At 48.0% G+C, this 26,767-nt stretch carries 29 protein-coding genes and 3 tRNA genes; 23 read left to right on the top strand and 9 right to left on the bottom strand.

The window, feature by feature from the left end; all coding sequences use genetic code 11:
• Nucleotides 1-8 precede the first annotated feature (8 nt).
• Genes NTZ10_02525 through rpsT form a run of 3 tightly spaced genes read right to left on the bottom strand, consistent with a single transcriptional unit; the run spans nt 9 to nt 1,892 of the window.
• The gene (locus NTZ10_02525; protein ID MCX5749106.1) at nt 9-1,007 is read right to left on the bottom strand and encodes an inorganic phosphate transporter; all 999 of its coding nucleotides are present in this window, start codon (nt 1,005-1,007) and stop codon (nt 9-11) included.
• Complete coding sequence (locus NTZ10_02520; GenBank protein MCX5749105.1) at nt 1,000-1,626, bottom strand: DUF47 domain-containing protein; 627 nt, start codon at nt 1,624-1,626, stop codon at nt 1,000-1,002. Before NTZ10_02520 ends, NTZ10_02525 begins: the two co-directional genes overlap by 8 nt.
• Nucleotides 1,626-1,892 (bottom strand): 30S ribosomal protein S20, encoded by a 267-nt coding sequence (gene rpsT, locus NTZ10_02515; GenBank protein MCX5749104.1) that lies wholly within the window; start codon nt 1,890-1,892, stop codon nt 1,626-1,628. The genes NTZ10_02520 and rpsT overlap by 1 nt, the downstream gene beginning before the upstream one ends.
• Before the next feature lie 57 nt (nt 1,893-1,949).
• Here rpsT and accD point away from each other — a divergent pair, with 57 nt between their 5' ends.
• The 23 genes from accD (at nt 1,950) to NTZ10_02400 (ending at nt 20,960) form a co-directional block, all read left to right on the top strand.
• Nucleotides 1,950-2,807, top strand: a complete 858-nt coding sequence (gene accD, locus NTZ10_02510) for an acetyl-CoA carboxylase, carboxyltransferase subunit beta (protein MCX5749103.1) — start codon at nt 1,950-1,952, stop codon at nt 2,805-2,807.
• A 12-nt stretch (nt 2,808-2,819) separates the two neighbouring features.
• Complete coding sequence (locus NTZ10_02505) at nt 2,820-3,779, top strand: acetyl-CoA carboxylase carboxyltransferase subunit alpha (protein MCX5749102.1); 960 nt, start codon at nt 2,820-2,822, stop codon at nt 3,777-3,779.
• A 27-nt stretch (nt 3,780-3,806) separates the two neighbouring features.
• Nucleotides 3,807-3,890, top strand: a tRNA-Leu gene (locus NTZ10_02500).
• 6 nt (nt 3,891-3,896) lie between these two features.
• Nucleotides 3,897-3,978 (top strand) — tRNA-Leu (locus NTZ10_02495).
• A 106-nt stretch (nt 3,979-4,084) separates the two neighbouring features.
• Entirely contained in the window at nt 4,085-5,542 is a 1,458-nt protein-coding gene (locus NTZ10_02490; protein MCX5749101.1) for a hypothetical protein, read from the top strand.
• A 54-nt stretch (nt 5,543-5,596) separates the two neighbouring features.
• Nucleotides 5,597-7,594, top strand: a complete 1,998-nt coding sequence (locus NTZ10_02485) for a hypothetical protein (protein MCX5749100.1) — start codon at nt 5,597-5,599, stop codon at nt 7,592-7,594.
• A 154-nt stretch (nt 7,595-7,748) separates the two neighbouring features.
• The gene (gene rho, locus NTZ10_02480; GenBank protein MCX5749099.1) at nt 7,749-8,993 is read left to right on the top strand and encodes a transcription termination factor Rho; all 1,245 of its coding nucleotides are present in this window, start codon (nt 7,749-7,751) and stop codon (nt 8,991-8,993) included.
• Nucleotides 8,994-9,054: 61 nt separating this feature from the next.
• On the top strand, nt 9,055-10,416 hold the full coding sequence (locus tag NTZ10_02475; GenBank protein ID MCX5749098.1) for a UDP-N-acetylmuramoyl-tripeptide--D-alanyl-D-alanine ligase: 1,362 nt from the start codon (nt 9,055-9,057) through the stop codon (nt 10,414-10,416).
• Nucleotides 10,417-10,462: 46 nt separating this feature from the next.
• Nucleotides 10,463-10,544: transfer RNA gene (locus tag NTZ10_02470), tRNA-Leu, on the top strand.
• Between the two features lie 75 nt (nt 10,545-10,619).
• Nucleotides 10,620-11,573 (top strand): flagellar hook-length control protein FliK, encoded by a 954-nt coding sequence (locus NTZ10_02465; protein MCX5749097.1) that lies wholly within the window; start codon nt 10,620-10,622, stop codon nt 11,571-11,573.
• A gap of 15 nt (nt 11,574-11,588) precedes the next feature.
• Entirely contained in the window at nt 11,589-12,056 is a 468-nt protein-coding gene (locus tag NTZ10_02460; protein MCX5749096.1) for a hypothetical protein, read from the top strand.
• Between the two features lie 21 nt (nt 12,057-12,077).
• On the top strand, nt 12,078-12,926 hold the full coding sequence (locus NTZ10_02455) for a flagellar hook basal-body protein (protein ID MCX5749095.1): 849 nt from the start codon (nt 12,078-12,080) through the stop codon (nt 12,924-12,926).
• A gap of 5 nt (nt 12,927-12,931) precedes the next feature.
• Nucleotides 12,932-14,035 carry a FliM/FliN family flagellar motor switch protein gene (locus NTZ10_02450; protein MCX5749094.1) on the top strand — a complete coding sequence of 368 codons (1,104 nt, stop codon included), beginning with the start codon at nt 12,932-12,934 and terminating at the stop codon, nt 14,033-14,035.
• A gap of 12 nt (nt 14,036-14,047) precedes the next feature.
• Nucleotides 14,048-14,359 carry a flagellar motor switch protein FliN gene (gene fliN / locus NTZ10_02445; GenBank protein ID MCX5749093.1) on the top strand — a complete coding sequence of 104 codons (312 nt, stop codon included), beginning with the start codon at nt 14,048-14,050 and terminating at the stop codon, nt 14,357-14,359.
• A complete protein-coding gene (locus NTZ10_02440; GenBank protein MCX5749092.1) occupies nt 14,356-14,742 on the top strand; it encodes a hypothetical protein in 387 nt (128 codons plus the stop codon). Before fliN ends, NTZ10_02440 begins: the two co-directional genes overlap by 4 nt.
• Nucleotides 14,739-15,479, top strand: coding sequence for a flagellar type III secretion system pore protein FliP (gene fliP / locus NTZ10_02435; protein ID MCX5749091.1), 741 nt, complete (start codon nt 14,739-14,741; stop codon nt 15,477-15,479). The genes NTZ10_02440 and fliP overlap by 4 nt, the downstream gene beginning before the upstream one ends.
• A 2-nt stretch (nt 15,480-15,481) precedes the next feature.
• Nucleotides 15,482-15,751 (top strand): flagellar biosynthesis protein FliQ, encoded by a 270-nt coding sequence (gene fliQ / locus NTZ10_02430; GenBank protein ID MCX5749090.1) that lies wholly within the window; start codon nt 15,482-15,484, stop codon nt 15,749-15,751.
• Between the two features lies 1 nt (nt 15,752).
• On the top strand, nt 15,753-16,526 hold the full coding sequence (fliR, locus tag NTZ10_02425; protein ID MCX5749089.1) for a flagellar biosynthetic protein FliR: 774 nt from the start codon (nt 15,753-15,755) through the stop codon (nt 16,524-16,526).
• Between the two features lie 18 nt (nt 16,527-16,544).
• The gene (gene flhB / locus NTZ10_02420; GenBank protein ID MCX5749088.1) at nt 16,545-17,687 is read left to right on the top strand and encodes a flagellar biosynthesis protein FlhB; all 1,143 of its coding nucleotides are present in this window, start codon (nt 16,545-16,547) and stop codon (nt 17,685-17,687) included.
• A 4-nt stretch (nt 17,688-17,691) separates the two neighbouring features.
• The gene (gene flhA, locus NTZ10_02415; GenBank protein ID MCX5749087.1) at nt 17,692-19,773 is read left to right on the top strand and encodes a flagellar biosynthesis protein FlhA; all 2,082 of its coding nucleotides are present in this window, start codon (nt 17,692-17,694) and stop codon (nt 19,771-19,773) included.
• Between the two features lie 10 nt (nt 19,774-19,783).
• Nucleotides 19,784-20,176, top strand: a complete 393-nt coding sequence (locus tag NTZ10_02410) for a hypothetical protein (GenBank protein MCX5749086.1) — start codon at nt 19,784-19,786, stop codon at nt 20,174-20,176.
• Between the two features lie 3 nt (nt 20,177-20,179).
• Nucleotides 20,180-20,392, top strand: coding sequence for a hypothetical protein (locus NTZ10_02405; GenBank protein ID MCX5749085.1), 213 nt, complete (start codon nt 20,180-20,182; stop codon nt 20,390-20,392).
• Nucleotides 20,385-20,960, top strand: coding sequence for a sigma-70 family RNA polymerase sigma factor (locus tag NTZ10_02400; GenBank protein ID MCX5749084.1), 576 nt, complete (start codon nt 20,385-20,387; stop codon nt 20,958-20,960). The genes NTZ10_02405 and NTZ10_02400 overlap by 8 nt, the downstream gene beginning before the upstream one ends.
• Nucleotides 20,961-20,997: 37 nt before the next feature.
• On the opposite strand, the gene NTZ10_02395 is transcribed toward NTZ10_02400, so the two are convergent.
• The 6 genes from NTZ10_02395 to NTZ10_02370 form a co-directional block, all read right to left on the bottom strand.
• Nucleotides 20,998-21,171 carry a hypothetical protein gene (locus NTZ10_02395; GenBank protein MCX5749083.1) on the bottom strand — a complete coding sequence of 58 codons (174 nt, stop codon included), beginning with the start codon at nt 21,169-21,171 and terminating at the stop codon, nt 20,998-21,000.
• Between the two features lie 53 nt (nt 21,172-21,224).
• On the bottom strand, nt 21,225-22,499 hold the full coding sequence (gene serS, locus NTZ10_02390; protein ID MCX5749082.1) for a serine--tRNA ligase: 1,275 nt from the start codon (nt 22,497-22,499) through the stop codon (nt 21,225-21,227).
• Between the two features lie 118 nt (nt 22,500-22,617).
• Nucleotides 22,618-24,072, bottom strand: a complete 1,455-nt coding sequence (cysS, locus tag NTZ10_02385; protein ID MCX5749081.1) for a cysteine--tRNA ligase — start codon at nt 24,070-24,072, stop codon at nt 22,618-22,620.
• Nucleotides 24,072-24,683: a serine O-acetyltransferase gene (gene cysE / locus NTZ10_02380; GenBank protein MCX5749080.1), complete on the bottom strand. Its 612-nt coding sequence runs from the start codon at nt 24,681-24,683 to the stop codon at nt 24,072-24,074. Before cysE ends, cysS begins: the two co-directional genes overlap by 1 nt.
• Nucleotides 24,684-24,717: 34 nt before the next feature.
• Nucleotides 24,718-25,749: a potassium channel protein gene (locus NTZ10_02375; protein MCX5749079.1), complete on the bottom strand. Its 1,032-nt coding sequence runs from the start codon at nt 25,747-25,749 to the stop codon at nt 24,718-24,720.
• Nucleotides 25,746-26,762, bottom strand: a complete 1,017-nt coding sequence (locus NTZ10_02370) for an aspartate-semialdehyde dehydrogenase (protein ID MCX5749078.1) — start codon at nt 26,760-26,762, stop codon at nt 25,746-25,748. The genes NTZ10_02375 and NTZ10_02370 overlap by 4 nt, the downstream gene beginning before the upstream one ends.
• Between the last annotated feature and the right edge of the window lie 5 nt (nt 26,763-26,767).

The raw sequence follows: 26,767 nt of genomic DNA, 5'->3' as shown, positions 1-26,767 counted from the left end.
ATTGTTCGTCAGATCAGCCTTAATGCCAAATACGCTCCCATCGCTATTATCGCCGAAGCCGGTATCGTGAGCAGCCATGCCCATAAGATGCTGCCTGCCACTCCCCATTTTACGGAATTGATGCCTTTTGTGGATCCGACACCCATTATGGAACCCGTTATCGTGTGCGTCGTGCTGACCGGGATACCAAAATGAGTGGAAACAAATAATGTTATAGCTCCGGCTGTTTCCGCGCAAAAACCTCCGACCGGCCTTAGTTTTGTTATTTTTGTCCCCATCGTCTTAACGATACGCCATCCGCCAAAAAACGTGCCGAGTGCGATAGATATATAGCAGGCAAATACGACCCATATCGGGATATAAAAAGAATGCCCCAGATAACCCGTCGTAAATAATAATACCGCGATTATGCCCATTGTTTTCTGCGCGTCATTTCCGCCGTGGCCCAGGCTGTATGCGGCTGCCGAGATAAGCTGCATCCTGCGGAAACCGGAATCAAGTCTTTGGGGGGAAGCGTTCCTGAAAAGCCAGTAGACCGCGAGCATGAACAGATACCCGAGTATAAAACCTAATAACGGTGCAATAAATATAAAAAGGATTATCTTTAAAAGGCCCGGGACGATTATTACTGACCAGCCGCTCCTTATTACCGCGGCTCCCGCGAACCCGCCTATCAAAGCGTGTGAAGAACTTGTGGGAAGCCCGAAATACCATGTTATCAGGTCCCATATTACCGCGCCCACAAGTCCCGCCGCGATGACCTTTATGGTTACGGAGCTTGGATCGATGACCCCTTTTCCGATCGTCGTTGCAACCGCAAGCCCGAAAATAAAAGCCGCCAAAAAATTAAAAAATGCCGCCCAGATCACCGCTATTTTTGGCGATAAAACCCTTGTCGAAACTACGGTTGCGATCGAATTCGCGGCATCATGGAATCCGTTGATAAAATCAAATATAAGAGCGAGGAATATTATCGCGCAGACAGCGATAAAAGTGAAACTAAGCATTTTTCGCGAGTATCGCGCCTATGGTGTTGGCAACGCTTTCGCACATATCTATGGCGCTTTCGATATTTTCATAGATCTCTTTCCACTTGATCACGTCAAGAGGGTTCAAGTTGTCGTTGAACAATTTTGCTATCGCGTTCTTCAAAATATTGTCGCCCACGTTCTCAAGGCTGTTTATCTCTATGCAGTATTCATGTATCCTGTGCGAATGCTTCATATCCCGGAGGCTTTTTATGGCTTTTGACGTCTCTATCGATATCTTCACCAGCGTTTCCGCCTGATCGATCGATTCGTCGGTCGGCTTTTTGATATTATACAGGAGCAGCCTGTCGGAAGATGCTTTTACAAAGTCCAGCACATCGTCCAGTTCGCTCGCAAGAGAATGGATGTCCTCCCTGTCTATCGGAGTGATAAAAGTCCTGTTGAGCTTGTCAAATATCTCGTGCGTGATGATATCGCCTTCATGCTCGAGTTCTTCGATATCCCTTACTTTTTTCTCGACATCAGTGTAGTTCTTGAGCAGGTCCCGGAATTGAGCGGCTGTCACGATCACGTTCTCGGACGCGCGCTCGAACATCTCGAAGTATTTTTCTTCTCTCGGGAGGAAGTTGAAGAACATCAGACCGCCTTGCTTTTGTTGAATAATTTCATCAGTCTCGACTTTTTGCGCGATGCCGTCTTTTTGTGCACGACACCTTTGGAAACTGATTTATCTATCTTTTTTATCGCTTCAAGCACAGCTTTCTGCGCTTCGTCTTTTTTCAGGCCGATCAGCGATTTTGCTTTTCTAACGGCGGACCTCAAGGCTGATTTTACGGTCTTGTTCTTTGCCTCATTGCGCCTGGAGATCTTTATCCTCTTTATAGCGGACTTTATGTTGGCCAATTTTTCCTGCCTCTTTCCTACATGTTATAATAACATACATTAAAAGGTGCGTGCAATATGGCGATCGGTGATTGGATACAAAAGAAAAAGCAGGAAAAGGCCCTGGAATACAAGGCCGAGAAGCAGGATATTCCCGGCAATCTGTGGGTCAAATGCTTCAAATGCGGCGAGACCCTGTACAATAAGGACCTCGAGAGCAGCCTGAAAGTCTGCCCTAAATGCGGGTACCATTTCAAGCTTTCCTCAAAGGAACGCATCTCGATGCTGATGGACGAGGCCAGCTTTTCCCCTTATGACATTGGAATGCACTCGACGGATTTCCTTCATTTTGTCGATACGATCCCGTACGGACAGAGGATAAAAGATTACGAGAAAAAAACATCTCTTAACGAGGCCGTTGTGACCGGCGAAGGCACGATGAAGGGAAAACATGTCGTGGCAGGCATTATGGACTTTTCGTTCATGGGGGGAAGTATGGGGTCCGTTGTCGGCGAAAAGATAACAAGGGCTGTCGAGAGGGCCGTTGGGCTGAATTTGCCGGTGATCATCGTCTCCACCTCCGGAGGCGCAAGGATGCAGGAAGGCATAATGTCCCTGATGCAGATGGCAAAGACTTCGGGCGCGCTGGCAAAATTGAGGGAAGCGGGCCTTCCCTACATCAGTATACTGGCGGATCCGACCACCGGGGGTGTCTCGGCAAGCTACGCGATGCTCGGAGATATCAATATCGCGGAGCCGAACGCCCTGATCGGTTTTGCCGGACAAAGGGTGATCGAGCAGACGATCAGACAAAAGCTTCCGCCCGGATTTCAGCGGGCGGAATACCTTCTTGACCACGGGATGGTCGACATGGTCGTCGAGAGGAAAGACCTGAAAGATACTGTCGTAAAATGCCTGGCCTGGTTCGGGTTCTAAGGATAGATAATGCTGGAAACAAAACATCTGCTGCCGTTCGAAAAACCGGTCGCCGACCTTTATAAAAAGATCGAGGAGCTTAAAAAGCTCGCGAAGGGCGGCGATATAGATATGAGCAAAGAGACCCGCGTCATGGAAGAGAGGATCAACAACCTCCGCCGCGATATATTTTCCAGTCTTACTCCCAACCAGATAGTCGCTGTCGCTAGGCACCTCCAGCGGCCTACCACGCAGGATTATCTGGGGCTTATCTTCGATGATTTCACGGAGCTTCACGGCGACAGGAACTTTGCCGATGATAAAGCCATCATCGGAGGGTTCGCGAAATTCAACGGGGATCTTGTCATGGCCATCGGGCACCAGAAGGGTAAATCCACAAAAGATAATATCGCGAGATGTTTTGGCATGGCTCACCCGGAGGGCTACAGGAAAGCGCTCCGTCTTATGAGACTGGCTGACAGGTTCAACAGGCCCATAATCACTTTCGTGGACACTCCGGGTGCTTATCCGGGAATAGATGCCGAGGAAAGAGGCCAGGCCGAAGCTATTGCAAAGAACCTGAGGGAGATGATCCGGTTAAAGGTCCCGATAATAGTCGTCATCACCGGTGAAGGAGGCAGCGGAGGCGCGCTCGGGATCGGCATCGGCAATAAAGTCCTCATGCTCGAGTACTCCATTTATTCCGTCATTTCCCCGGAAGGCTGCGCGTCGATACTTTTCAGGGACTCGAAAAGGTCCGCTGAAGCCGCGGACAATATGAAGATCACGTCTAAAGACCTTTACAAATTGGGCGTTATTGATGAGATCATAAAGGAACCGCTCGGAGGAGCCCATAACGATTATCAGGCTGCCGCTGACAATATTAAAGCTTCTCTTCGGAAGCATCTTGCGGAACTGCTGAAGCTGTCTCCTGCTGATATACTTAATGACAGGTATCAAAAATTCAGGCAAATGGGCGAGTTCCTTGAATAGAGAACTATGAGAAGGGATGAGCTTCACGCCGGAGTGGCGGAACTGGCAGACGCGCGCGACTCAAAATCGCGAGTCCGCAAGGGCGTGGGAGTTCGATTCTCCCCTCCGGCATAATTAGCCGTCGTGGCGGAATTGGCATACGCGCACGACTCAGGATCGTGTGGGGCAACCCTTGGGAGTTCGACTCTCCCCGACGGCAGTTGATTTGCTGCGCAAAATAAATAGTAAGAAGTGCTGAAATTCCGTCTTTTTCTGTTCGATAACACTTCGTGATAGTCCAGATAAAATATGCGGCACCGTTTGAAATGCAATTGCGCAAAAGCGCGCTCACGGGACGCAACAGCAGAAGGGACCGTCCTTCGCAGTCCGAGATCTCGGCGGTATCCAGAACGATAGCGCGCGCGTCAATAATGCCGGATGTTACCGCGGGATTTGCCACTTTAAAGCCGCTGCCGAGCATGTTTGTCTCGAATCTTGATGCTCGCAGCGAATTCTGCTTTGTTGCTGCAGGAAATTCGGGCAGTAGAATAGTGCCAAATAAATTTAAAGCAATAAGGACCGGCCTCTTATCATCGGGCGTAGTCAGCGTCATGTTTGGGCGGTCAACTGCCGCAGAAGTGTCGGACACGTTGGGATTTATACTTAAAAGCAGACCGGCAGATGCCAAACGGCAATTATCTTCTGAAGACGCAAGCTTCGTCGAAGACCAAATACCTTTTACGATCACCGATCCGTCCGCACAGCTTAGAAAAGTTAGAGCGTGCAGGGATAAAATAGAGGGGGCATTGACCTCCGGGGCCGGCCTTGAAAATGAGACCGCAAAAGCCGCGACAAAGTTCGGGCTCAATACGCTTTCCGTCATGTATTACTATCGCCATTGTCTAAAGTGCGGTTTTGTCAGGGAAGAAGACTTTTCCCATGCCGGCATTGATCCGTTCTCCGGCGCGCTTTTGGGCCTTGAGGATCTGCCCAGGCGGTCCGTGATTATGATATTCGCAAATTCAGTAAGATCCTGCCTTCCTGCCTACGAAAAGCTGAAAGACTGTCTGACAAGTCAGGAACTCCATTGGTTGTACGAGGTTTTTCGGGGAAGGATAAGGGATCACTCATTTTTTAGTTTCGGAAATGACAACGGATCAAAAGTCCTTGAAAGTATTATCAGACATCCTGGAACTGATCATCAAACGCTGAGAGATTTCGTGCTTGATTCGCCGGTGATCGAAAACCGGGTATGTTCCAAAAGGTTCCCGCTTTCTGAATATGCTGTCAAGAGAATTTTCAACAGGATGACCCCTGAGGATATTTCGCAATATTTTGATAATTTCTGCTGTTTTTTTAGCAGATCGATCCGTGAGGTCAGGGCCGCTATGATAAAAAAAGCAGCGCAGTATCCCGGATTATTAACGGCCCTGCTGGAAAAAGACAAGATCAATCCGTTTGAAATGCCCTTAAGCGAGGGGGGTACTTACGCTGAGCTGAAAGGCAAAAGATGTCCTCACTGTGACTATCACCCTTTTGCAAAAAAAACATTGGGATTGCTGCAGCGTAAAAGCGGCCTCAGTACAGAAGAGACACTATCTTTAATAAGGATAGTGAAAGAGTGGGATTTATTCAAGGACTATTCAGGTCCGGAATGTGTAAAAACTGCTGTCCTTGGCGCGGTTAGAAGGGCTCAAGGGAGCCTCACCGAAGAACTTGCAAGAACAATTTTCCCTACAAAGATAAGAGCGGCCGACGCGATATTGAAGAAAATACTAAGTTGAAGAAAAAATCCGAAGTATATCTGAAATTTCTCATATAACCGTCGATATATAAATATGAGCATTTCAGCAACACGCTCCTGTGTTTTGCCGGCGCGGGCCTTGCCGCGGCACGGGGCTTTCCGCGCGACAAACCGCGAAGTCGCGTCTTTCTTGAACGATTCGATCGACAGGCTGGAACAATCAGCCGCGCTGATAGATGTTCTCGCGATGAAAAGACAGAACCTTTGCAGGAACTGCTCTTTCGCTTTCAGCTCCGGCTTCGCGGACGGCATCAGGAGGGAGGTCCTGGAATTTATCCCGGTGTCGGACAGCTTTTTCGATGAATTGGAAGACATGCAGGAAGAAGTGGAAGCCGCCCGGAGGCAGCGCAAAGCCTTTCTTCCGCTCCTGGCAGAAACGCGCGAGTTCGCCGAAGATACGCTCATCCGCCTGATCGATGAAGAACTCTCCGGAAAATTTGAACAGGCAAGGAATTATATGAACGCTCTTTTGGACAGACCAATATGCGGATTTCTTTCCGGAGATATCATAGAAAAGATCCAAGCTTCACTGCCGTCCAGGCCGACAAGGCAGGATGCGGGGAAAATAGGACAGTTATTACCCTGTCTTGACGCCGAGGTGGATACATTTATGCTGCATATCGCTACTGATTATAGATTAAGAGGCTTTACTGCGGTACGGGGACGAACTTCTTACGGGGCAGAGCAGATCACCCTGCAGCCTCATGACCTCGGGATCGGAATAAGTCCTTATGACGGTTCCGTTACAAAATTATTCCGCGGAAAAGACACAAAGCACGCTTCTGTTGATACCGCCATGCGTTCCCTGGTCCATGCGATCGACAGTGAAGACACGGACCGAAAGGACGTGGCTGACGGGTACACGCGGCAGATGACAGAAATGATCTCTGTCATAGATGAGGCCGTGAGAGACAAAACATGCCTTCAATGGGAGCAGGTTGGTCCCCTTTTGGACAGGATGTACGATATCCTGGGTGATATCGGAAGAGGGCGTATTCAGGCCCATTACAAGATCAGGGCGGCGTTCAGGGCCGAAGCCGCTTTAAGAGCGCTCAATTGCTACGTTCCGCCGGACCGGGTATATCTTGTCCCGCAAAAGACCGCTATCGATAATCTGGATACGGCAAAAGCGCACCTGGCCAGCAGAAGGCGCGAAACATCGGACATTGTCCGCCACCTTCAAAGAAAATATGCCTCCCTGTTCTGGTTCAGGGAAAGGGACAGACAAAGACATGATTATCTTTCCGATACAGTACAAAGAGCTCTAGAGATGCTCTCGCCCGCTGATCCTGCGGAAAGAAATTACAGGGGATCGCGCAATATCCTGGACAGGGCTGTGCGCAGCTTACCTAAGACTACATACTATGGATACAACCGGGCCAGGCAAAGGATAGACGCAAATACAAAAATGCTGGCGGAGATCGATGCCTCGATCGCCTCTGTTCTTGAACAAAGGGACAGGGCTCTGCTGTTTGAATGGCGGAGACTTCTCGACAAACAGACGGTGATCGCGGAGATGCTTTCAACTTCAAGAAGATCCGCATCAAAAGGCAGAGAAGATTATATCTCATATTGTATAAATTCTGCAAAAGGTTTCCTGAACGTATTATTGGCAAGAGAATATGTAAAAAATGAAAGCTGGATCACGCAACTGATAAGATCCGCGGTTGCAAAAACCGGAGCCGCGTTTACGTTACAAAACGCAGGTGAAATCATTGATCAGCTTAATGACGCTCAAAGAAGGTTCTTTCCGCAAAACGGGGTGCGCTGGCAAAAAGACGGCCGCAGGCTGGTGAACGGCGCGATAGAATGTCTGCAAAAAGCTATAAAAGCAAGCGCGATATCAGATGATGGATTGACCGGGACCATCGGGGAAGACTTTTCGGATACTCAGGCCGCTATTACCGGCCTTAATAAAACCGCGATGCAGAATTCCCCTGAACTTGCGGACAGGATCGGAAGCCTGACCGTTTCTATCAGAGACAATCTTGCTCTTGCAGGTACCGACCTTGCCGGCAGGACCGGAAAATAACAGTGTTCCTTCGAGTGTTGTTGACAAGTTTTTTATAATAATGTATAGTTGATATTGGTCAGCTACATTCTTTGTGTCGAACCGATCAAAAAGATCTCAAAAATTGAACTATTTTTCACCAAATATAATTTCAAAATAGAAGGGGGATAGCCTGATGGACATATCCGAGCTGCAGAAAAATACGATCCCGGAACTGTTCGAGATCGCTAAGGAGCTGAAGATCCCGAATTTCAGGCAGTTCAGGAAACACGACCTGATATTCAAGATACTCGAGGCAAAGACCGAGAGCAACGGGCTTATATTCGCAAAAGGCGTGCTCGAGATACTTCCCGAAGGTTACGGATTCCTGAGGACGGAGACATACCTGCCGAGCGCGGATGACATATATGTATCCCAGACCCAGATCAGAAGGTTCGACCTCGCGAACGGGGACCTGATACAGGGCCAGGTCAGGCCGCCTAAAGAGGGTGAAAAATATTTCAGCCTGCTTAAGATCGAAGCCGTGAACGGCCAGGACCCGGAATCGATCCGCGAACGCATTCCCTTCGATGCGATGACCCCGATATTCCCTGATCAGAGGATGGTACTTGAATATAGCGGCTGTCCTATCGCCGCAAGACTGATAGACCTTATTTCCCCTATCGGCATGGGCCAGCGCGGCATGATCGTATCACCGCCAAAAGCCGGAAAAACAACGGTATTAAAAAATATCGCCAACAGCGTCGCCGTTAATTATCCCGAGTTTATTATAAAAGTACTTCTGGTCGACGAGCGTCCGGAAGAAGTGACCGACATGGAACGCTGCGTAAAGGGCGAAGTTGTCAGTTCTACCTTCGACGAACCCCCTGAAAATCACATAAGGGTCGCCGAACTGGTGCTTGAAAGCGCAAAACGCCTTGTCGAAGCCAACAAGAACGTTGTTATACTGCTTGATTCCATAACAAGGCTTGCAAGGGCGTATAATCTCGTGACCCCGCCGTCTGGAAGGACTCTTTCGGGAGGCCTTGACCCTACCTGCCTTCACAGGCCAAAGAGATTTTTCGGTGCCGCAAGGAACATTGAGGGCGGCGGTTCCCTGACGATCCTGGCAACAGCCCTTGTCGAGACGGGGAGCAGGATGGACGATGTCATATATGAAGAGTTCAAGGGCACGGGGAACATGGAGCTTCATCTGAACAGGAAACTTTCGGACAGGAGGATATTCCCTGCACTTGACGTCCGCATGTCCGGCACAAGGAAAGAAGAACTTCTCCTTACGGAAGAGGAACTCAAAAAAGTCTGGCTGCTGAGAAAGGTCCTGGACAGCTTCGAAGGCACAGAGGCTGCCGAACAGCTGATAGACAGGCTGAAGGAATACAAGTCGAACAAGCAGTTTCTTGACAGCGCGGATGTGAAGTAATCATATTGAAGGGGCGGGTTTTAAACCCGCCCGTACAGACAGATCCATTTATTCTAATTAAATGTTTATTTTAAAAGAGATCTTAAAAGCCGTCAAAGGCAGGACATCCTGTAAAAACAACATTACTTTCACCGGCATTTCCACCGATACAAGGACCATTAAAAAAGGTTCGCTGTTCATCGCGCTTATCGGAGATACGCATGACGGGCATAATTTTATCAACGAAGCCTTCAGGAAAGGCGCTTCCGCCGCAATAGTCTCAAGACCTGTAAATAAAATTCCCCGCGGCAAGATCACAATAAAAGTTTTTGACGCTTTAAAAGCGCTTCAGGATATCGCACATTTTCACAGGAATAAGTTTAAGGCCAAAATAATAGCCGTTACGGGCAGCAGCGGCAAGACCACGACAAAAGACATGATCTCGTCTGTCCTGTCACAGGCAGGAACAACGCTGAAGACAAAAGAGAACCTTAATAACGAGATCGGCGTCCCTCTCACTTTGCTCATGCTGGCTAAAAAACACCGTTTCGCGGTGATAGAGATGGGCATGCAGGGTCTTGGAGAAATTGGCTTTCTTTCAAAGATAACATCACCCGATATCGCTGTCATCACAAATACCGGCAAAGCCCATCTGGGAAAGTTAAAGACGAGAAAAAATATAGCAAAAGCAAAAGCGGAAGTGCTTGGCTACCTTTCAAAGACCGGCCGGGCGATATTGAACCGGGATGACGACTATTTTGATCTGATGAAAAGATCCTGCGGGAAAAGAAGGATCGTCACTTTCGGCATAAAAAAACGCGCTGACATGACGGCTGAAAATATCAAAGACGACGGCACTGCGGTCAGTTTCGACCTGGTCAATAAGGACGGGAGAAATAAGATAGTGCTTCCTTTGCCGGGAAAACATAACGTTTACAACGCTCTTTCTGCTATCGCAGCCGCAAAAGTCCTGGGGATATCAGAAGATAAAATAAAGGCCGGACTTCTCAACTTCAGACCTTCCGGCAAAAGAATGGCTATTTTTGTCAATAAAAATGGCGCTAAAATAATAAACGATACTTATAATGCCAATCCGTATTCGATGAAAGCCGCACTGGATGTCCTTGCAACACAAAAAGGCCGTAAGATCGCGGTCCTCGGGGACATGTTCGAGCTCGGCAGATCCGCAAAAAAAGAGCATGAACTCATCGGAAAGATGATACCGGGGCTTTGTATAGATGTCCTTCTCACATCGGGCACCCTGTCTAAAAACATTTACCTGTCAGCCGTATCGATCAACCCCGGCGGCAAGTATTTCCATTTCAAAGATAAAAACGCTATTATAAGGAAGCTGAAACATGTGATTTCTAAAGGTGATATTGTCCTCTTTAAAGCCTCACGTGGGATGAGATTTGAAAAAATCGCGGAAAATTTCTTGACATAACATCCCAATATATAATATTATTGTCATATAGCCGGACCGATGGCTTGCCGCGGTGGTGGAACTGGTATACACGTACGTTTGAGGTGCGTATGCCTAACGGCTTGAGAGTTCGAGTCTCTCCCGCGGCATTGAAAACATATTGATTTTTTTCGATACATAGTATATAGTTATTGCAACGATGAGTCTATTGAAGAGGGAAATAAATGAATGACCCCAAAATAATGACTAATCAGGCCTTTGAACACAGTATTTCAGACGCCGTTAGTTATAGATCTCCTGTTATCACCGATCATCCTCCTGATTTTGATAAAAACTTGAAAGACTCACAAAAGAAGATCGATGAAAAAAAAGAGACGCCGGATGAGCTGTCCGATATTACCTCTTTCTTGCCGATAGGTTATGTCAGTGCGATGTTTAATCTTAGTTTTGATCGTGATCGTCTTTCCGATTCCTTCAAAAATGATCTCGACGACAACGGTTTTTTGAGCAACTATGCGGCCAGGCCAAGCGCAAAAACATCTTTTGTCGAAAATAACGCAAGAAACTTGCAGGGACAGGATAAGGATATTTCAAACGGCGATAAATCAAAATATTCGGGCCGGGCCGTTGAAGATCTCCAGCAAATAATGCAAAAAAACAGGAATTCTCTTCTGAGCGCAAATATGATACCTTTTAATGAGTTTATCCGGAACATCGAGAAGTTTTCAGCAAGGATAGATATCCAAAGCATCATCGATAAGATCGTGGAAACAATAAAACTGGTAAAGTCCGGGGAAAAGACGGAACTTGTCTTAGACCTTAAGCCGGAATGGCTCGGCAATATGACGCTGAACATTTCCTCCGACAAGGGTGTTCTCACTGTACAAATATTTGCCGGTGAAAACGCGAAATCTCTTCTTGATGCAAATATCAAGAAGCTGCAGGAAGCTTTAAAGACGGCAAACCTTAACATCGGCTCGCTCTCGGTCTCGGTCAACAGCCAGCAGAACAGAGAGACGCCCTCAAAAGACCAGGACAGCGTTAAAAATATCCTTAGTGCCGGCGGCCTTGAAAAAAATACCGTCAGTGCAGGGAACAGTTTTGATCTCAATAATTCATATTTTCAGCTTGCATTATTGCTTAATAAAGGCGATTCGATGGTCTATAATCAAATATAAAAAGGAGGAATAATTATGGTGGATCCACTTTTGCCGGTCTCGCTATTGACCCAGTCTACGGCCTCTCCTGCGTCTTCGTCTTCTCCTGATCCCAGGACAAAAGTGAGCAGCACGGATTTCATGAAGATACTTATTGCGCAGATGTCTTCTCCGGACCTCAGTTCTCTTTTCGGCAGTAATTCGAACGATCAATCGTCTTCGATATTCGGTTCATCGACAAATTCGCTTTTCGGTTCAGATACGTCGCTCCTGACCCAGGCCCTGGGCGGTCAGAGCACTTCAGGCATCGGCCTGCCTACGATCCCCCAGATGGAGCTTACCGTCTGGAGCAACTTGATCGGAAAAACAGTGGATTATTTAGACCCCGCAACAGGAGCAGCTGCCTCAGGAGCGGTGAAAAGTGTGGTGCTTGAGAACGACGCCACTATGCTAGACCTTGGGGACAGGACCATTAAACCGTCGATAATAACGAAAGTATCTTAATAAGAAAGGGGGGGCCGTTTTATGTTGGATGTAATGTCCCAGGCAAACAACGCGATAGATGCTTATAACACCAAGCTCAGGACGATCTCATCGAATATAACGAACCTATCTATCCCCGGATATAAAAGGACTGATATTTCTTTCGAGGAAGTGTTCTCACACGTCGTAAAATCCGGGACCGGAAGCTCTTTTTACGGAGAGGAAGGAGGGACAAACCCTCAACAGACCGGAGGGACCACGGCTGTCGCAAATTCTCTTATTGATTTCAGACAGGGTGATGTGGTCGGAAGCACAAATATGGATCTTGCAATATCGGGAAATGGCCTTTTTATCCTGTCTCCGGACAACGGCAATTCATTTCTTTATACCAGGAACGGACAGTTCACGGTCAATAACAACAAATTGTTATCGGTCAACGGCATGCAGGTATATGGTTTCAAAAGGAACGGAGGCGTATCTTCTGCCCAGCTTGAAGCAATAGACCTTACCGGACAGACATATGATCCCACAAAGGTAACTTTTGACGCCAATGGGGTTTTGAGGAAATCTTATGATTCCATAACCGGCATATACGGAGATGAACTTAATCACCAGATAGCTTTGACTTCATTCCCCAACCCTTCCGGACTTGAATACAGGGACGGGACAAATTTCTCGCAGACGCTTTCATCCGGCGATCCCGCAAATCCTTCTGCCCCCGGCAACGAATCCGTAGGGATCATCAGCCCCAGGAGTAAAGAGCAGTCGAATGTCATCTATACTTCAGAGGTCGTTGACTCTCTCGAGATGCAAAGGGCGGAGAGCGCATGCCTGACGGTTATCAGGCTGGTAAACGATACTATAACTCAGTTCATACAGAGAACAAGCTGATAATAATGGCAAACGGCAAAAAGAATAAGATCACCTTGCTTCTGCAGCCGGCAATAGGCGACTGGACTGTTTATAAACCTGACCATCACAGGGCTAAAGAAGACTCGCCCGTTATCAGAGGCCCTGCAAAACTTGCCGACAGCGAGCGATACTCCGCGCTGCTTCTTTTCCTGAATTTTTCCGAAAGTTTTGCGTCTTCTCTCAATAAAGCATCGGAAGCGAACCTTATTGTACGGGCTATTTCCGCCGAACAGCTGAACCCGCCTATGATCCTGAAAAGGATCCAGCGGCCGGTCGCGCAGTTCCAGTTCAACGATCCGGATTTTGGAAGCATTTTCCTGTATATCGAATCAAATATCTGCAATTATCTGATCGATAAATGCATAGGCAGCTATGAAGCGCTGGGATCCGCAAAAGAGCTTACGGAAATAGAAAAGAGCATTCTCTTCACCTGTATAAATGCCGACGCTTCAAAGTTACTGGGTGACGCGGCTCTGTCCGACTTGATCTTGTCCGGGTCTCCCGTGCCCTATTTTGACCAGTCTGTCATCGATTCAGCTGTTTTTGTTTTCTTTGACATCGATATCGGCTTTGACCAGAATAAGACCGGCAGGATCTTTTTGGCCGTCCCGGCCAGGCTCGTGAAAGAGCTGTTAAGAAAAGCAGATCGTTCAAGACCCGCCCCCAGGATTGAAAAAATAAAGTATTTGAACACGGAAAAGATCACTTTCAATTTAGTTTCCGACCTTGGCTCGACATATATATCGGCCAAGGACCTGTACGATATGGAGGCCGGGGACGTCATCGTCCTGGATAATTCAATTTATAATCTGATAAATATTTCTATCGGAGGACACTTGAATCTTTTCGGCCAACCTGCTATAAAGGATAATAAGATTTCGCTGCAATTAATGAGGAGCGGCACAAGCAGGGTTGAAAAGATCAGAGAGTCCGTAGTTGAGCAGGAAAAACCGCCGGCCGAAGAAATGTCTGTTCAGGAAAGCGGTCAGGCAGCGGACGAAAATGCAGAGGCATTTGGCGGTCTTATTGCGGAACAAGAATCATCGGCTGATGAAGATTTTTCGGATGGCGGCAATACAGCTTATTAAGGAGGGATAAAATTGGCAGAAACCGAAAGTTTCGGCGTTGACAAAATAAAATTCGCTCAGATCACGGAAAGCCAAAGCGGACCCCGTCTGGACCAGCAGATGCTTGCTGAGATCCCCGTGGAAGCAACTGTCGAACTCGGGAAAGCCAAGATCGCGTTGAGAGAGATCCTTGATCTCGCGGAAGGTTCTATCATCAGCCTGGACAAGGTCGCGGGGGAATCACTTGACATAAAAGTGGGAGGGCAAGTTGTCGCCCAGGGAGAAGTCGTCGCTGTCAATGATTGCTACGCCATCAGGGTCACCAAAGTCTGCATAAATAAATGAAAAAATACCTCTGCCATTTGTCAGTGATCCAACTGCTGCTTTCCTGCAGGGCTTTTGCTGTTGATGCGGCTTATTTTTCAACTACAGAAAGTTCCGCCGCGGCCGGTCCTTCCTCAATAATCTCTTTCGGATATATCGTGCAATTGATATTTTCGCTGCTTGTGGTCTTCGGGTTCATATATCTCGCGGCAAAATACGTATTCCCTAAATTCCAGAGCGGGACTAAAGGCAGGTTCATAGAAATAGTGGACAGACTGACTATTGAACCTCAGGTATCTTCGTATATCATCAAAGCCGGCAAATCCGCATGGCTTATTGTTGTCAGCGGAAAAACGGTCGCAAAGATCGACAAGCTGGAGGAGGATTTTCAGCTCGATAAATGAAAAAATATATAAGTATCCTTGCCGCATTGTTTATTACGGCAGGTCCCGCGTTCTCGGCGCCGGCAATATCACCCGGCGGCATTAATATTTCGACCCTCCTGACCCCTGAAAGGTTCAGTAACTCAGTTCAGCTTCTGATAACTCTCTCGCTGATAACTTTAGCCCCTTTTTTCCTTATATCGGTGACTTCTTTCCTGAGGATGATAATCGTTCTCGGCCTTATCAGGGTCGCAGTCGGAACACAGCAGGTGCCTCCGAACTCGGTCATCATCGGGCTTTCGCTTTTTATGACCGTATTCGTTATGACGCCGGTATGGCAGGAGATCAACACAAAAGCTTTAGTCCCCTATAACCAGAAAAAGATCAGCCAGGTCAAGGCTTTCGAAGTGGGGATGGAACCTCTAAGAAAATTCATGTTCAGGCAGACCAGGGAGAACGATCTCAGTCTTTTCATACAGTTCTCGCGTATCCCCAGGCCCACAAGTTTTTCGCAGGTACCTACCTATGTCCTCATCCCCGCTTTCATGATAAGCGAGCTTAAGACCGCTTTCCAGATCGGGTTTCTTATATTTGTCCCGTTCATCGTTATTGATCTTGTGGTCGCCAATATATTACTGTCGCTGGGTATGTTCATGCTGTCCCCTGTAATGGTCTCTCTTCCTTTTAAGATACTCCTTTTTGTACTGGCCGACGGGTGGAACCTTATCACCAGAGGCCTGATGATGAGCTTTAGCTGAACATGACACAGGATTTTGTGACCCAGGTGATATACAACGGGGTCATGCTTGTCCTCCTGCTGTCGCTTCCTTCCGTAGGATTAGGTCTTTTGGTCGGTTTTATCATAAGCCTGTTCCAGGCGGTCACCCAAATACAGGAACAGACCCTCACTTTTGTGCCAAAGATGGTGACCGTCATGATGGTGATCGCTTTCACTTCCCCGTGGATGGCATCGCTTATGGTCGATTTTATGACGACGCTCTGGGCCAATATACCGAATATGGTGAGATGATATGGTACTGACTCTTCCCCAGATAGAAGTGTTCATGTTCGTATTCGCGCGCATCACAGGGATATTCCTGATAGCTCCTGTATTCAGCACCAGGACATTCCCCATACTGGGAAAGATCTCTCTTATTATTTGGATGGCCGTCGTGCTCTGGTTCGTAGTCCCTGTCTCACCGGGGATCCCCAGCGGACCGATCGGCATATCGCTGTTTTTGATCAAAGAACTTATTATCGGACTAATAATCGGGTTCAGCTGCCATATCCTCTTTGCCGCGATACAATCTGCCGGCGATATAATCGACCTTCAGATGGGAATGAGCATCGCGACCGCACTTGACCCGACCACCGGCACGGTCACATCAATAGTCGGTAAATTAACGTTCTATATAGCATTGACCGTTTTCCTGATCCTGAACGGGCACCACATGCTGCTTTCAGCCATACATCAGAGCTTCAGGACGATCCCCGTCGGAGCCCCGATAATAATATCGCAGGATCTGGTGCTGCAGATGATAAACTTGGGGTCAAACATGCTGCTTATCGCGGTACAGCTTGCTAGTCCCGCCCTGCTTTTGATATTCATTTCGGATTTTTCGTTCGGGATAGTCTCGAGGGTGGCCCCGCAGGTGAACGTTTTCATGCTGGGGTTTCAGGTCAAGCCGACACTCGGCCTTTTGGCGATCCTGTTCAGCCTTCCTCTCATGATAACCAATATCTCGTCGATAATAACGCAGATGACGCAGGAAATCATCAGAAGTTTTAGTATAATGAAATTATAAGATCGGGGGCTTTAAAAAATGGGAGAACAGGGCGGAGATAAATCCGAGGAACCGACGCCGCACCGTCTAAGAGAAGCTCGCGAAAAAGGCCAGGTCGCGAAAAGCAAGGAAATTACGACTGCTTTTCTGCTACTGACCTCATATGTCATTTTCAGGTACACGGGGGACATGATATGGAGGGAGCTGGCAGGTATGACGCAGTCGGTCTTCCAGCTCATCCCAAATATTTCTGATTTCAGCCTCGATTTTGTCGGCAGCGTACTTTTGATAGCCCTGAGAGCTTTTGCTATCTCCGTAACGCCGATTTTCATCGTCACTGTTATAGTGGCGCTCCTTGCCGAAGCTCTGCAGACGGGGTTTGTCGCCGCTGTCGATCCTCTATCGCCAAAACTCGAAAGGATCAATCCTTTGGAAGGGTTTAAAAGGATGTTCTCTATGACCGGCTTTGTCGAACTTGTCAAATCGATAATAAAGATCCTCATAGTGTTCTATATCACCTGGTATGCTGTAAAGGACGATCTCCCCAGCGTGATAGGCGTAATGAGCGCTGATCCGTGGCAATCGCTTGTGATAGGCGGATCGATCGCTTACAAGATCGCGATACGCGTCGGGATATTTTATCTTGCTGTGGCCATCCTCGATTATTTTTACAGGCGATGGGAATACATGAAGAACCTGAAGATGACAAAACAGGAGATAAAAGAGGAATACAAAAGGCTCGAAGGCGACCCGCAGGTCAAACAGAGGATGAGAGACCTCCAGAGGGCGATGTCAAACCAGCGGATGATGGCTGCTGTCCCGGGAGCTGATGTCGTCGTCACCAACCCGACGCACCTGGCTGTCGCTATTCTTTATGACGCGTCAAGGATGAAGGCCCCTTCCCTGGTGGCAAAAGGCCGGCATATGATAGCGGAAGAGATAAAAAAAATAGCGGAATCAAATAATATCCCGGTGATCGAGAACGAACCGCTTGCGAGGTCCATATTCAACTCGACAAAGGTCGGACAGGAAATTTCATCGGAAATTTATCAGGCAGTTGCAGAGATACTCGCGTTCGTGTATAAGATTAAGAAGAACCGCTTAAATCGGAAAAAAGAATGGCTCGGGCCTCTTAAGGGGATAAGGGCGCAAAAGACAGTTGCCGCGCCGTCAAGGAGATAGGGATTTGGCGTCATCGATAAATTTGAACTCGTTAAAAGCTCTGTTCTCTGTCAACGACTTTGCCGTGGCAGGAGTTGTGGTCGTCATCATCGGTTTGATGATACTGCCGCTTCCGGCTTTTATCCTTGATATCCTTGTGACGCTGAACGTCGCGATCTCTTTGATAATACTCCTGGTTGCTATGTACCTCAAAGAGCCTCTTGAATTCGCCGCGTTCCCTTCCATACTCCTGATAGTCACCCTGTTCAGGCTTTCGATCAATATCTCGGCGTCGAGATTGATACTTTTGAACGCCTACGCGGGAGAAGTGATCGCTTCTTTCGGCAATTTTGTGGTCTCCGGTAATTATATCGTCGGCGCAATAGTTTTTATAATCATCATGATCGTGCAGTTCATCGTCATAACCAAAGGTTCCGAGCGCGTGGCAGAGGTGGCCGCGAGGTTCACTCTTGACGCGATGCCGGGAAAACAGATGTCGATAGACGCCGACCTGAACGCGGGGTTGATAGACGCTAATGAAGCAAAAGCGAGAAGAAAAAAGATCGAAAGGGAAGCCACTTTCTTCGGCGCCATGGACGGCTCGAACAAGTTCGTGAGAGGAGATTCGATCGCTGCCATTATTATCACGCTCGTTAACATCATCGGAGGGATCCTTGTCGGATGGCTCCAGCAAGGGATGGGTGTTATGCAAGCTGTCTCAACATTCGCCCTTTTAACGGTAGGCTGCGGTCTTGTGACACAGATACCCGCGCTGCTGATATCGATAGCGACCGGCATGGTCATAACAAAAGCCGCCACGGACGTGAGCATAGGGACCGATATAGCAAACCAGATATTCGCTCAGCCGAGGGCGTTCGCTTTTGTGTCGATGATCCTGATGTTATTTGCTTTCATCCCGGGCCTTCCGACGATCCCGTTCCTGTCCCTTGCCATAATGTCAGGGATCGCTGCGATATTCCTTATACAGGCGCAGATGAAAAAGGAAGAAGTGTCCGTTGTGCAGGAAGAAGGCGCCCAAAAAGACATGCTTAAAAAACCGGAAAGCATAATATCCACGCTGGGTCTTGACCCTCTGAGCCTGAAGACCGGCAGGAACCTTATCCCCCTGATCGATCCGGCGCAAAAAGGGCCGCTGCTGGAAAAGATAACGCTCATCCGCTATCACATCGGGCAGGAACTTGGATTTGTGATACCCGGCGTCAGGGTGATGGACGATCTGAGCCTGCCGCCTAACCAGTACGTGATCGAGATAAGAGGGACCAAGGTCGCGACAGCGGAGGTCCTTATGAACAATTATAAAGTCGACCGGACCTTGGATGAGATCAAATCCGCAAAGATCACCGGGGTGGAAGGCAAAGACCCCCTGACCGGTGAAATTATGACCTGGGTCCCTAAAGAGGAGGAACAGAAACTGAAAGCAGCGGGCATTACCGGCATAGACACTGTCGATGTAGTGGCCAACCATTTCTCAGAGACGGTAAAACGGTACGCGGACGAGATAATCACCAGGCAGAACGTGCAATCGCTGATCGAGCTTGTCAAGAACACCAATGCGGCGATAGTCAGGGAATTGATCCCCGACATGCTTTCGCTCGGCCAGGTGCACAAGGTCCTGCAGCTGCTTGTAAGAGAGAGGGTCTCGATCAGGGACCTTTCTACGATACTTGAAAGGCTGGCGGATTACGCGCACCTGAGCCGCGACATCAACATCCTAGCCGAATATGTCCGGCAATCCCTCGCAAGGCAGATATGTGAAAGCTACACCAGCAAAGAAGGGGTCATAACCGTCGTCACGATAGACCCTAATCTGGAAGAGACCATGATCGGCGCTGTCCACCAGAGCGAGTACGGCTCGTTCCTTGCCCTTGACCCTAATATCGGTGAAAGGATACTCGGCCAGATATCCAGCCAGATACAGGCTTTCAGGAAGATGAACCTGTCTTCGATAATACTTTGTTCTCCGAGGCTCCGGCCGCATCTAAAGAGATTCATCGAAAGAAGTTTTCCCGACGCGGCAGTGCTGTCGTATAATGAGATCGTGCCCCAGGTAAAAGTGCAGTCCGTCGGCATGATATCTCTTGATTGAACGGAAAAATATGGCAAGTCTGTTAAATAATAATATCGACGGGAAGAAAGACAGGATAGAGTTCGTCAAAAGTGCAGTATTGTCTTCCGCGATACAAAAAGACATGAAAAAGGAGCCGCCTTCAAGCAGTTTTATCTTCAGAACGGACAACATAGGCAGGTACCATGAGAGATTGTCGGGACTTCTTTCGCCAAACCTCCCTGCCAAAGAACTTATTTATCTGATGATAAGGTCGGCCCTGGAGATCGAATTCGGCCCATCCTTTACATTGAACAAGGGTTTTGATAAAATGGTAAATAAATTAGCGGATTCTGTCATGACCAATCCCGACCTGCGGCGGCAGGCTTTGTCAGTGGTCGGTACTGTTCTGGACAAAAAGACCGGGACCGGAAAGAAAAACTAAAATATGGTTGAATCAGGAAAGGTTTCTTCTTCTGTTCCAAAAGTAAAGACCTCCGGGACATTGATGTCGTCCGCCATACAGAACATACCTCCCGCTCTCAGGAGATTTGAACGGTTCATTAAGGATATGGCGCAGAAGTTCAGCAGGCACCTTGCAAAGGACCGCACAAAAGAATTCATCGAGGCTGTCATAAAGGGGTACAGAGACCATGTCTGACAAGGATTCCGAAGACAGGATAGTTCAGCTGCTACGCCAGCATTTTTTGAAATATTCTGACGAGGTAGTAGAAAAGTACAAGAGCCAGATAGATTCCACCGTAAAATGGTATATCAGCAACCTTCCTCATAATGTAGCCAGGAACGAAGCTGATGACCTTATTTCGGAAGCTAAGATGGCTTTTGTTGACGCGTTAAAGACCTGGGACCCGCGCAAAGGGGATCTTTGGCCTTATGTGAGCATACGCCTCAAAGGGTCCATGCAGGATTACCTGAGGAAAAGAGGCACTGACCCCGTTACCGGCATCTACGAATGGGTGACCCAGGCGGCAAATGTCTATCTCGCCTTCAACAAGGAGCTTGCTCACAGTGAATCTACCGAGATCGCCACGCAGATCGACAGCGCCTTAAAGGACCTGTCGGATAATGAAAGGGCCGTGATCGTAGGGTACTATCAGGACGATAAGACCTTTAAAGAGATTGGAAAAGAAATAGACCTTTCTGAATCCCAGGTCAGCAGGATCTGCAAGACAGCTACGCATAAATTAAAGAAGCTCCTTAATAAATAGACCGCGATCTTGTTTGTTGCTGTCTGGGGGTTGTTACTTATATCGTTTTATTGGTATCTTTATTTTTGGGAACCATCACTCCGTCCCACTCGTGATGTGCCTTTAAGTTGTTTATTACCTGTTCAAATTGGTTTTTCAGATCCTTGAACACAGGGCTATCTGCATATTCTTGATTATTTTTTATTCTAAAATTTACTGGATCTATTGCCATTTATTTCTCTTCCCCAACAGGCTTTATTATTGAATAAACGCGACTCTATATTTCTATCGTTTTTGGATGGAGGAAACTTGCATGTAAGGATGGAGAATTTCAGGTATAAGTACGGAACCGTCTTCCTGCTGGAAGTTCTCCAGTATTGCCGCCATGGTACGTCCGACCGCCAGGCCGGAACCGTTCAAAGTGTGCACGAACTGCAGCTTGGATTTTGGATTTGTTTTGAACTTGATGTTCGCCCTTCTCGCCTGAAAATCCGTAAAATTAGAACAGGATGAGATCTCCCTGTATCTGTTCTCCGACGGGAACCATACTTCAATATCATATGTCTTAGCGGCCGAGAACCCGAGATCCCCGGTGGACAACACGATGACCCTGTAGGGAAGCTCGAGAAGCTGCAGGACCTTTTCCGCGTCGGCCGTCAGCGATTCCAGTTCATTATAAGAATCTTCCGGCCTGCAGAACTTCACAAGTTCGACCTTATTGAACTGGTGCTGCCTGATTATTCCCTTCACATCTTTTCCGTAAGAGCCGGCTTCCCTCCTGAAACACGGGGAATAAGAGACGTATTTCAGCGGCAGGGCCTCTGCGGAAAAAACATCGTCCCTGTGGATGTTGGTGACCGGCACTTCCGCTGTTGGGATCATATACAGATCGTCACTTGTCTTGTACAGCTCTTCCCCGAACTTCGGGAGCTGGCCCGTGCCGAGCATGCTTTCGGAATTGACCATGAACGGCGTCATCACCTGCTTGTAGCCGTTCTCTTTTGTCTGGACGTCGAGCATGAAGTTTATGAGCGCCATTTCAAGCTTCGCGCCCAGCCCGTGATAGACGACGAACCTGGACCCTGATATTTTCGCGGCCTGCTTAAAATTAAATATCCCGAGGCGGTCCCCTATCTCGTCATGAGGTTTCACTTCAAAAGAAAGATTTTTTTTCTCCCCCCATTTCCTGATCTCTTTGTTCTCTTTTTCGCCTTTTCCGGCCGGTGTCGTTTCGCTCGGGATATTCGGGATGACCAGCAGTATGTCTTTTGCCTTTTTTTCAAGGATGCCTGCTTCTTCGGTAAGGACCTTTTGACGTTGCGAAAGAGCTTTCATCTCCTCGAAGAGTTTTGAGACGTCCTCTCCCCTCTTTTTCATGCCCGCCACCTGAGAAGATATCTCGTTCTGCTTATTCTTCATCTGTTCCGATTCGAACACTTTCCTGCGCCATTCCTCATCCGCGGAAAGGAATGAATCCACCAAAGCGGGATCATTCCCCCTGTTTTTCAGGGCTTTTTTTATGGCTTCCGGCTCATTTCTCATTAATTTTGGATCCAGCATATATCTTTCTGTCCTTCTAAATCCTCACCCCTGCCTCCCCCGCTTTTTGCGGGGTCGGCTTTCCCCTCTCCACTTCGTGGAGAGGGGTGGCTCGCGGAGCGAGACGGGGTGAGGATTTCTATTTCTTTTTCCCGAACCCGAACGGATCGGCTTTCTGTTTAATTTCCTTTTCCTCCGGTTTTGCCGCCTCTTTTTTCTTTACAAAACTCCCGAACGGCGTGTCTTCTATTATATAACCTTTTCCCTCGATTTCCACTCTGAGCTTGTCGGCAAGGACAAAGTCGTTCTTTTTTCTTGCCTCGACCCTACGTTCGACAAGCGCGCTTATGTCTTCTTTTATCTCTATCTTGTTTTCTTTCAGGCCCAGCTGCAGGACAGAGTTGAATTCCTCCAGGAGATATTTGACATTGGTGATGTCTTCTCCCGCCAGCTTAAATTTATGCTCGTGGAAGAACTTTATCATCTCGAATATGACCGCAAGGGCGGCCGAAGTGTTACAATCATCATCCATCGCTTCGATGAATTTTTCTTTGAAGTATTTTAAGTCGAATTTTTCTTCCGATCTGTCGTTTTTGGTGTTCTTTAGCATGAATATTGTATCCTGATAGGCATTCTTTATGCCGTTCAGAGCCGCTTTTGCCTCATCAAGATCGTCGTAGCTGAAGTTTATCGGACCTCTGTAATGGGTCCTTAAAAGAAAATATCTGATGACCATAGGGTCGTACTTCTTTAATACTTCCGAAACAGTAAAAAAATTGCCGAGCGATTTTGACATCTTTTCTTTGTTTATCGTGATGAACCCGTTATGCAGCCAGTATTTGACGAAGGGTCTGTCGGACAGGCAGGAAGCCTGGGCAAGCTCGTTCTCATGGTGCGGAAATATCAGGTCGGCTCCGCCTCCGTGGATGTCAAACGGCTGTCCGAGAAGCTTTTTTGACATCACCACGCATTCCGTATGCCATCCCGGCCTTCCTTTCCCGAAAGGGCTGTCCCATGAAGGCTCCCCTTCTTTGGCGGCCTTCCAAAGCACGAAATCGAGCGGGCCCTTCTTGTCGGAGTTGATATCCACCCTTGCGCCGGCTTTCATCCCTTCAATATCCCTGCCGGAAAGTCTTCCGTAGTCTCTTGCTTTGTTGATATCAAAAAAGACATCCCCGCCGGCTTTATATGCAACGCCTTTTGCCACCAGTTCGGAGATCAGTTCGATCATCTCGCCGATATATTCTGTCGCTTTTGGATATCTGGCGGCGCGTTTTACTTTGAGAGCATCCATCACTTCAAAAAATGAAGCGGTATAGTGTTCTGAGACTTCTTTGATCGATTTGTTTTGTTCGTTCGCCTTTTTTATTATCTTGTCATCGATGTCCGTGATGTTCTGAACATGATCGACTTTGTACCCGCTGTACTCAAGGTATCTGCGTATGACATCGAACGCCACATAAGCCCTCGCGTGGCCGAGATGCGTCTCATCGTAAGGAGTTATGCCGCATACATACATTAAAACGTTCGGCGGGTTTAGCGGGATGAACTCTTCTTTCCGTCTCGAAAGAGTGTTGTAGATGACAAGGGACATTATTTTCCCTCGAGCTTCTTTTCCAAAGCTTCTATCCTTTTCTGCAGGTCTTCCAAAGCATTGCCTACAGGATCCGGAAGGTCGGCATGCTCGAGATCGCCGACTTTTTTGCCTTCACGCACGATCACCCTCGCAGGATTGCCGACGATGGTGCAATCAGGACATACTGATTTTGTGACCACGGCTCCGGCGCCTACCCTTGAATTATCGCTGATATTGATGTTGCCGAGTATTATCGCTTCCGCCCCGATGATCACGTTATTTCCTATCGTGGGATGGCGTTTCCCTTTTTCCTTGCCGGTGCCGCCAAGGGTCACTCCCTGGTATATAGTGACATGGTCTCCTATGACAGTGGTTTCTCCTATGACAACTCCCATGCCGTGGTCGATGAAAAAACTTTTCCCGATCCTGGCACCCGGGTGGATCTCTATCCCTGTTAAGAACCTGCTTAACTGTGAAATAAAGCGCGGAATAAAAGGAACCCCTAATTTGTATAGAAAATGTGTGGCTCTATGGATATAAATCGCCCAGACTCCCGGATAAAACAGTACTTCCAATATGTTCTTTGCAGCCGGATCGCGCTCAAAGACAGCTTTGATATCTTCAAACATGTTTTGCTCCTATTTCCTGTTCTCTTAAGATCATTCACGCCAACTTTTGCAACCGTTCAAGCTGCTCGCCCGTGCCAAGCGCGATTATGATGTCGCCAACGTTCATTCTGCTGTCCGCTTTCGGAGTGACCTCGAACTTGCCGTCCTTCTTTTTTATCGTAAGGATTATCGCTCCTGATACCTGCCTTATCTGCGCTTCTCCCAGGGTCCTGCCTGCAAGGTGGGTATTTTCTTTGACCGTGATCTCTTTCATACAGAGCTCTACGTTCTCGGTCCCGATCACATTGTCCAGAAAATCAACGGATACCGGCCTTATCGCCATTGAAGCCATCTTGCTCCCGGCAATGAAATACGGCGAGATCATCTTGTCCGCGCCCGCTTTTTTTAATTTGTTTTCAGTCTCTTTGTGGCCCGCTCTCGCGATGACAAAGAGCGAGGGGTTCATTACCTTTGCCGTCAGCGTGACATAGACATTCTCGGTATCGGAGTCAGCTGCCGCTACCAGACCTTTGGCTCTTTTGATCCCGGCTTTTTCCAGCACTTCATCGGATGAGACATTACCTATCACGAAAGGTATGCCTTTTGGTTCAAGCTCGTTGGCTGTTTCCGGTTTCGCATCTATTACTACGAACGGAATTCTTTCCGCTGCAAACTGCTGGGCTATCGTGTGCCCTACTCTTCCGAAACCCGAAATAATGTAATGGTCTTTGATACTTTCAAGCATTTTATCCATTTTTCTCCTCCTTCTTAATCCGATCATGTTCCCCTCGACGATGAACTCAATTATTGCTCCTGCCGCGTAGATCACCGTGAAGACCGCGATGAACACGAAAAGCACTGAAAACATCTCTCCTGCAACGGAGAAAGGTTTGATCTGGATATGAGCGCTTGTGGTCGAGATCGTCGTCAATGTCACGTAAACGGCATCCAGGAACGACATTTTCTCGATGATGATATATCCGACCGTACCGATAGAGATCGTCCCCAACACCACGCAAAAAGGCACAAGCACCCTTTGGAGAAAATCCACATATGGGGACTTTTTTATTAAATATTCCTTCCTCATAAAAGCCCCTGTTCTATCATTTCTTCGGCTATCTGCACGGCATTTGTCGCCGCGCCTTTTCGCAGGTTGTCGGAAACGATCCAGAGGTCGATCCCGTTCGGAACAGACGGGTCTTTCCTTATGCGGCCGACAAGAGCATCGTCGATCCCGACACAATCTATGGCAGTCGGATATTCCTTATTTTTTGGGTCGTCGACGACTTTTACCCCGGGCGCTTTGCGCAAAAGGTCCCTGACAGCTTCCGCCGTGACCGGCCTTACGGTCTCGATATTGACCGCTTCGCTGTGACCGATGATAACGGGGACCCTCACGGTCGTGGCCGTCACCGCTATAGAATCATCTTCCATTATTTTTTTGGTCTCGTTTATCATCTTCAGTTCTTCTTTTGTGTAGCCGCTTTCGACAAAGGAATCTATCTGCGGTATGACATTCAGAAGTATCTGCTTTGGCAGTATTTTGACCTCAATAGGCTTTTTGTCGAGCCAGGCTTTCATCTGGGCATAGAGCTCATCTACCGCTTCTTTTCCCCATCCTGACACCGATTGATAAGTGGAAACGACTATTCTTTTGATCTTGAACGCGTCATGGATGGGTTTCAGTACAACCACCATCTGCGCGGTCGAGCAGTTCGGATTCGCTATTATCCCTTTATGCCTTTTTATCGCCTGAGGGTTCACTTCGGGCACGACCAGGGGGACTTCCGGGTCCATCCTGAAAAATGAAGTGTTATCGATGATGACCGTTCCTCTTTTGACCGCTTCCGGAGCGAATTTTTCGGATATCGATGCTCCGGCCGAAAAAAGGCCTATCTGTATGCCTTTGAAGGAATCAGGTTCTGCGAGTTCGACTTTGAGCGTTTGCCCTTTAAATTTTACGGCCGAGCCTGCGGTCCTCTGAGATGCCAGAGGCAATAATCTTCCAACGGGAAAATTTCTTTCCTCAAGCACTCTTAACATCTCCTGGCCGACCATTCCGGTCGCGCCAAGCACGGCTATATCGTATTTTTTTGCCATATATA

The sequence above is a fragment of the Candidatus Saganbacteria bacterium genome (assembly GCA_026387835.1).
In the GTDB taxonomy this organism is placed as follows: Bacteria; Margulisbacteria; WOR-1; order JAKLHX01; family JAKLHX01; genus JAPLKZ01.
This window is presented reverse-complemented; position numbering and strand designations above follow the sequence as displayed.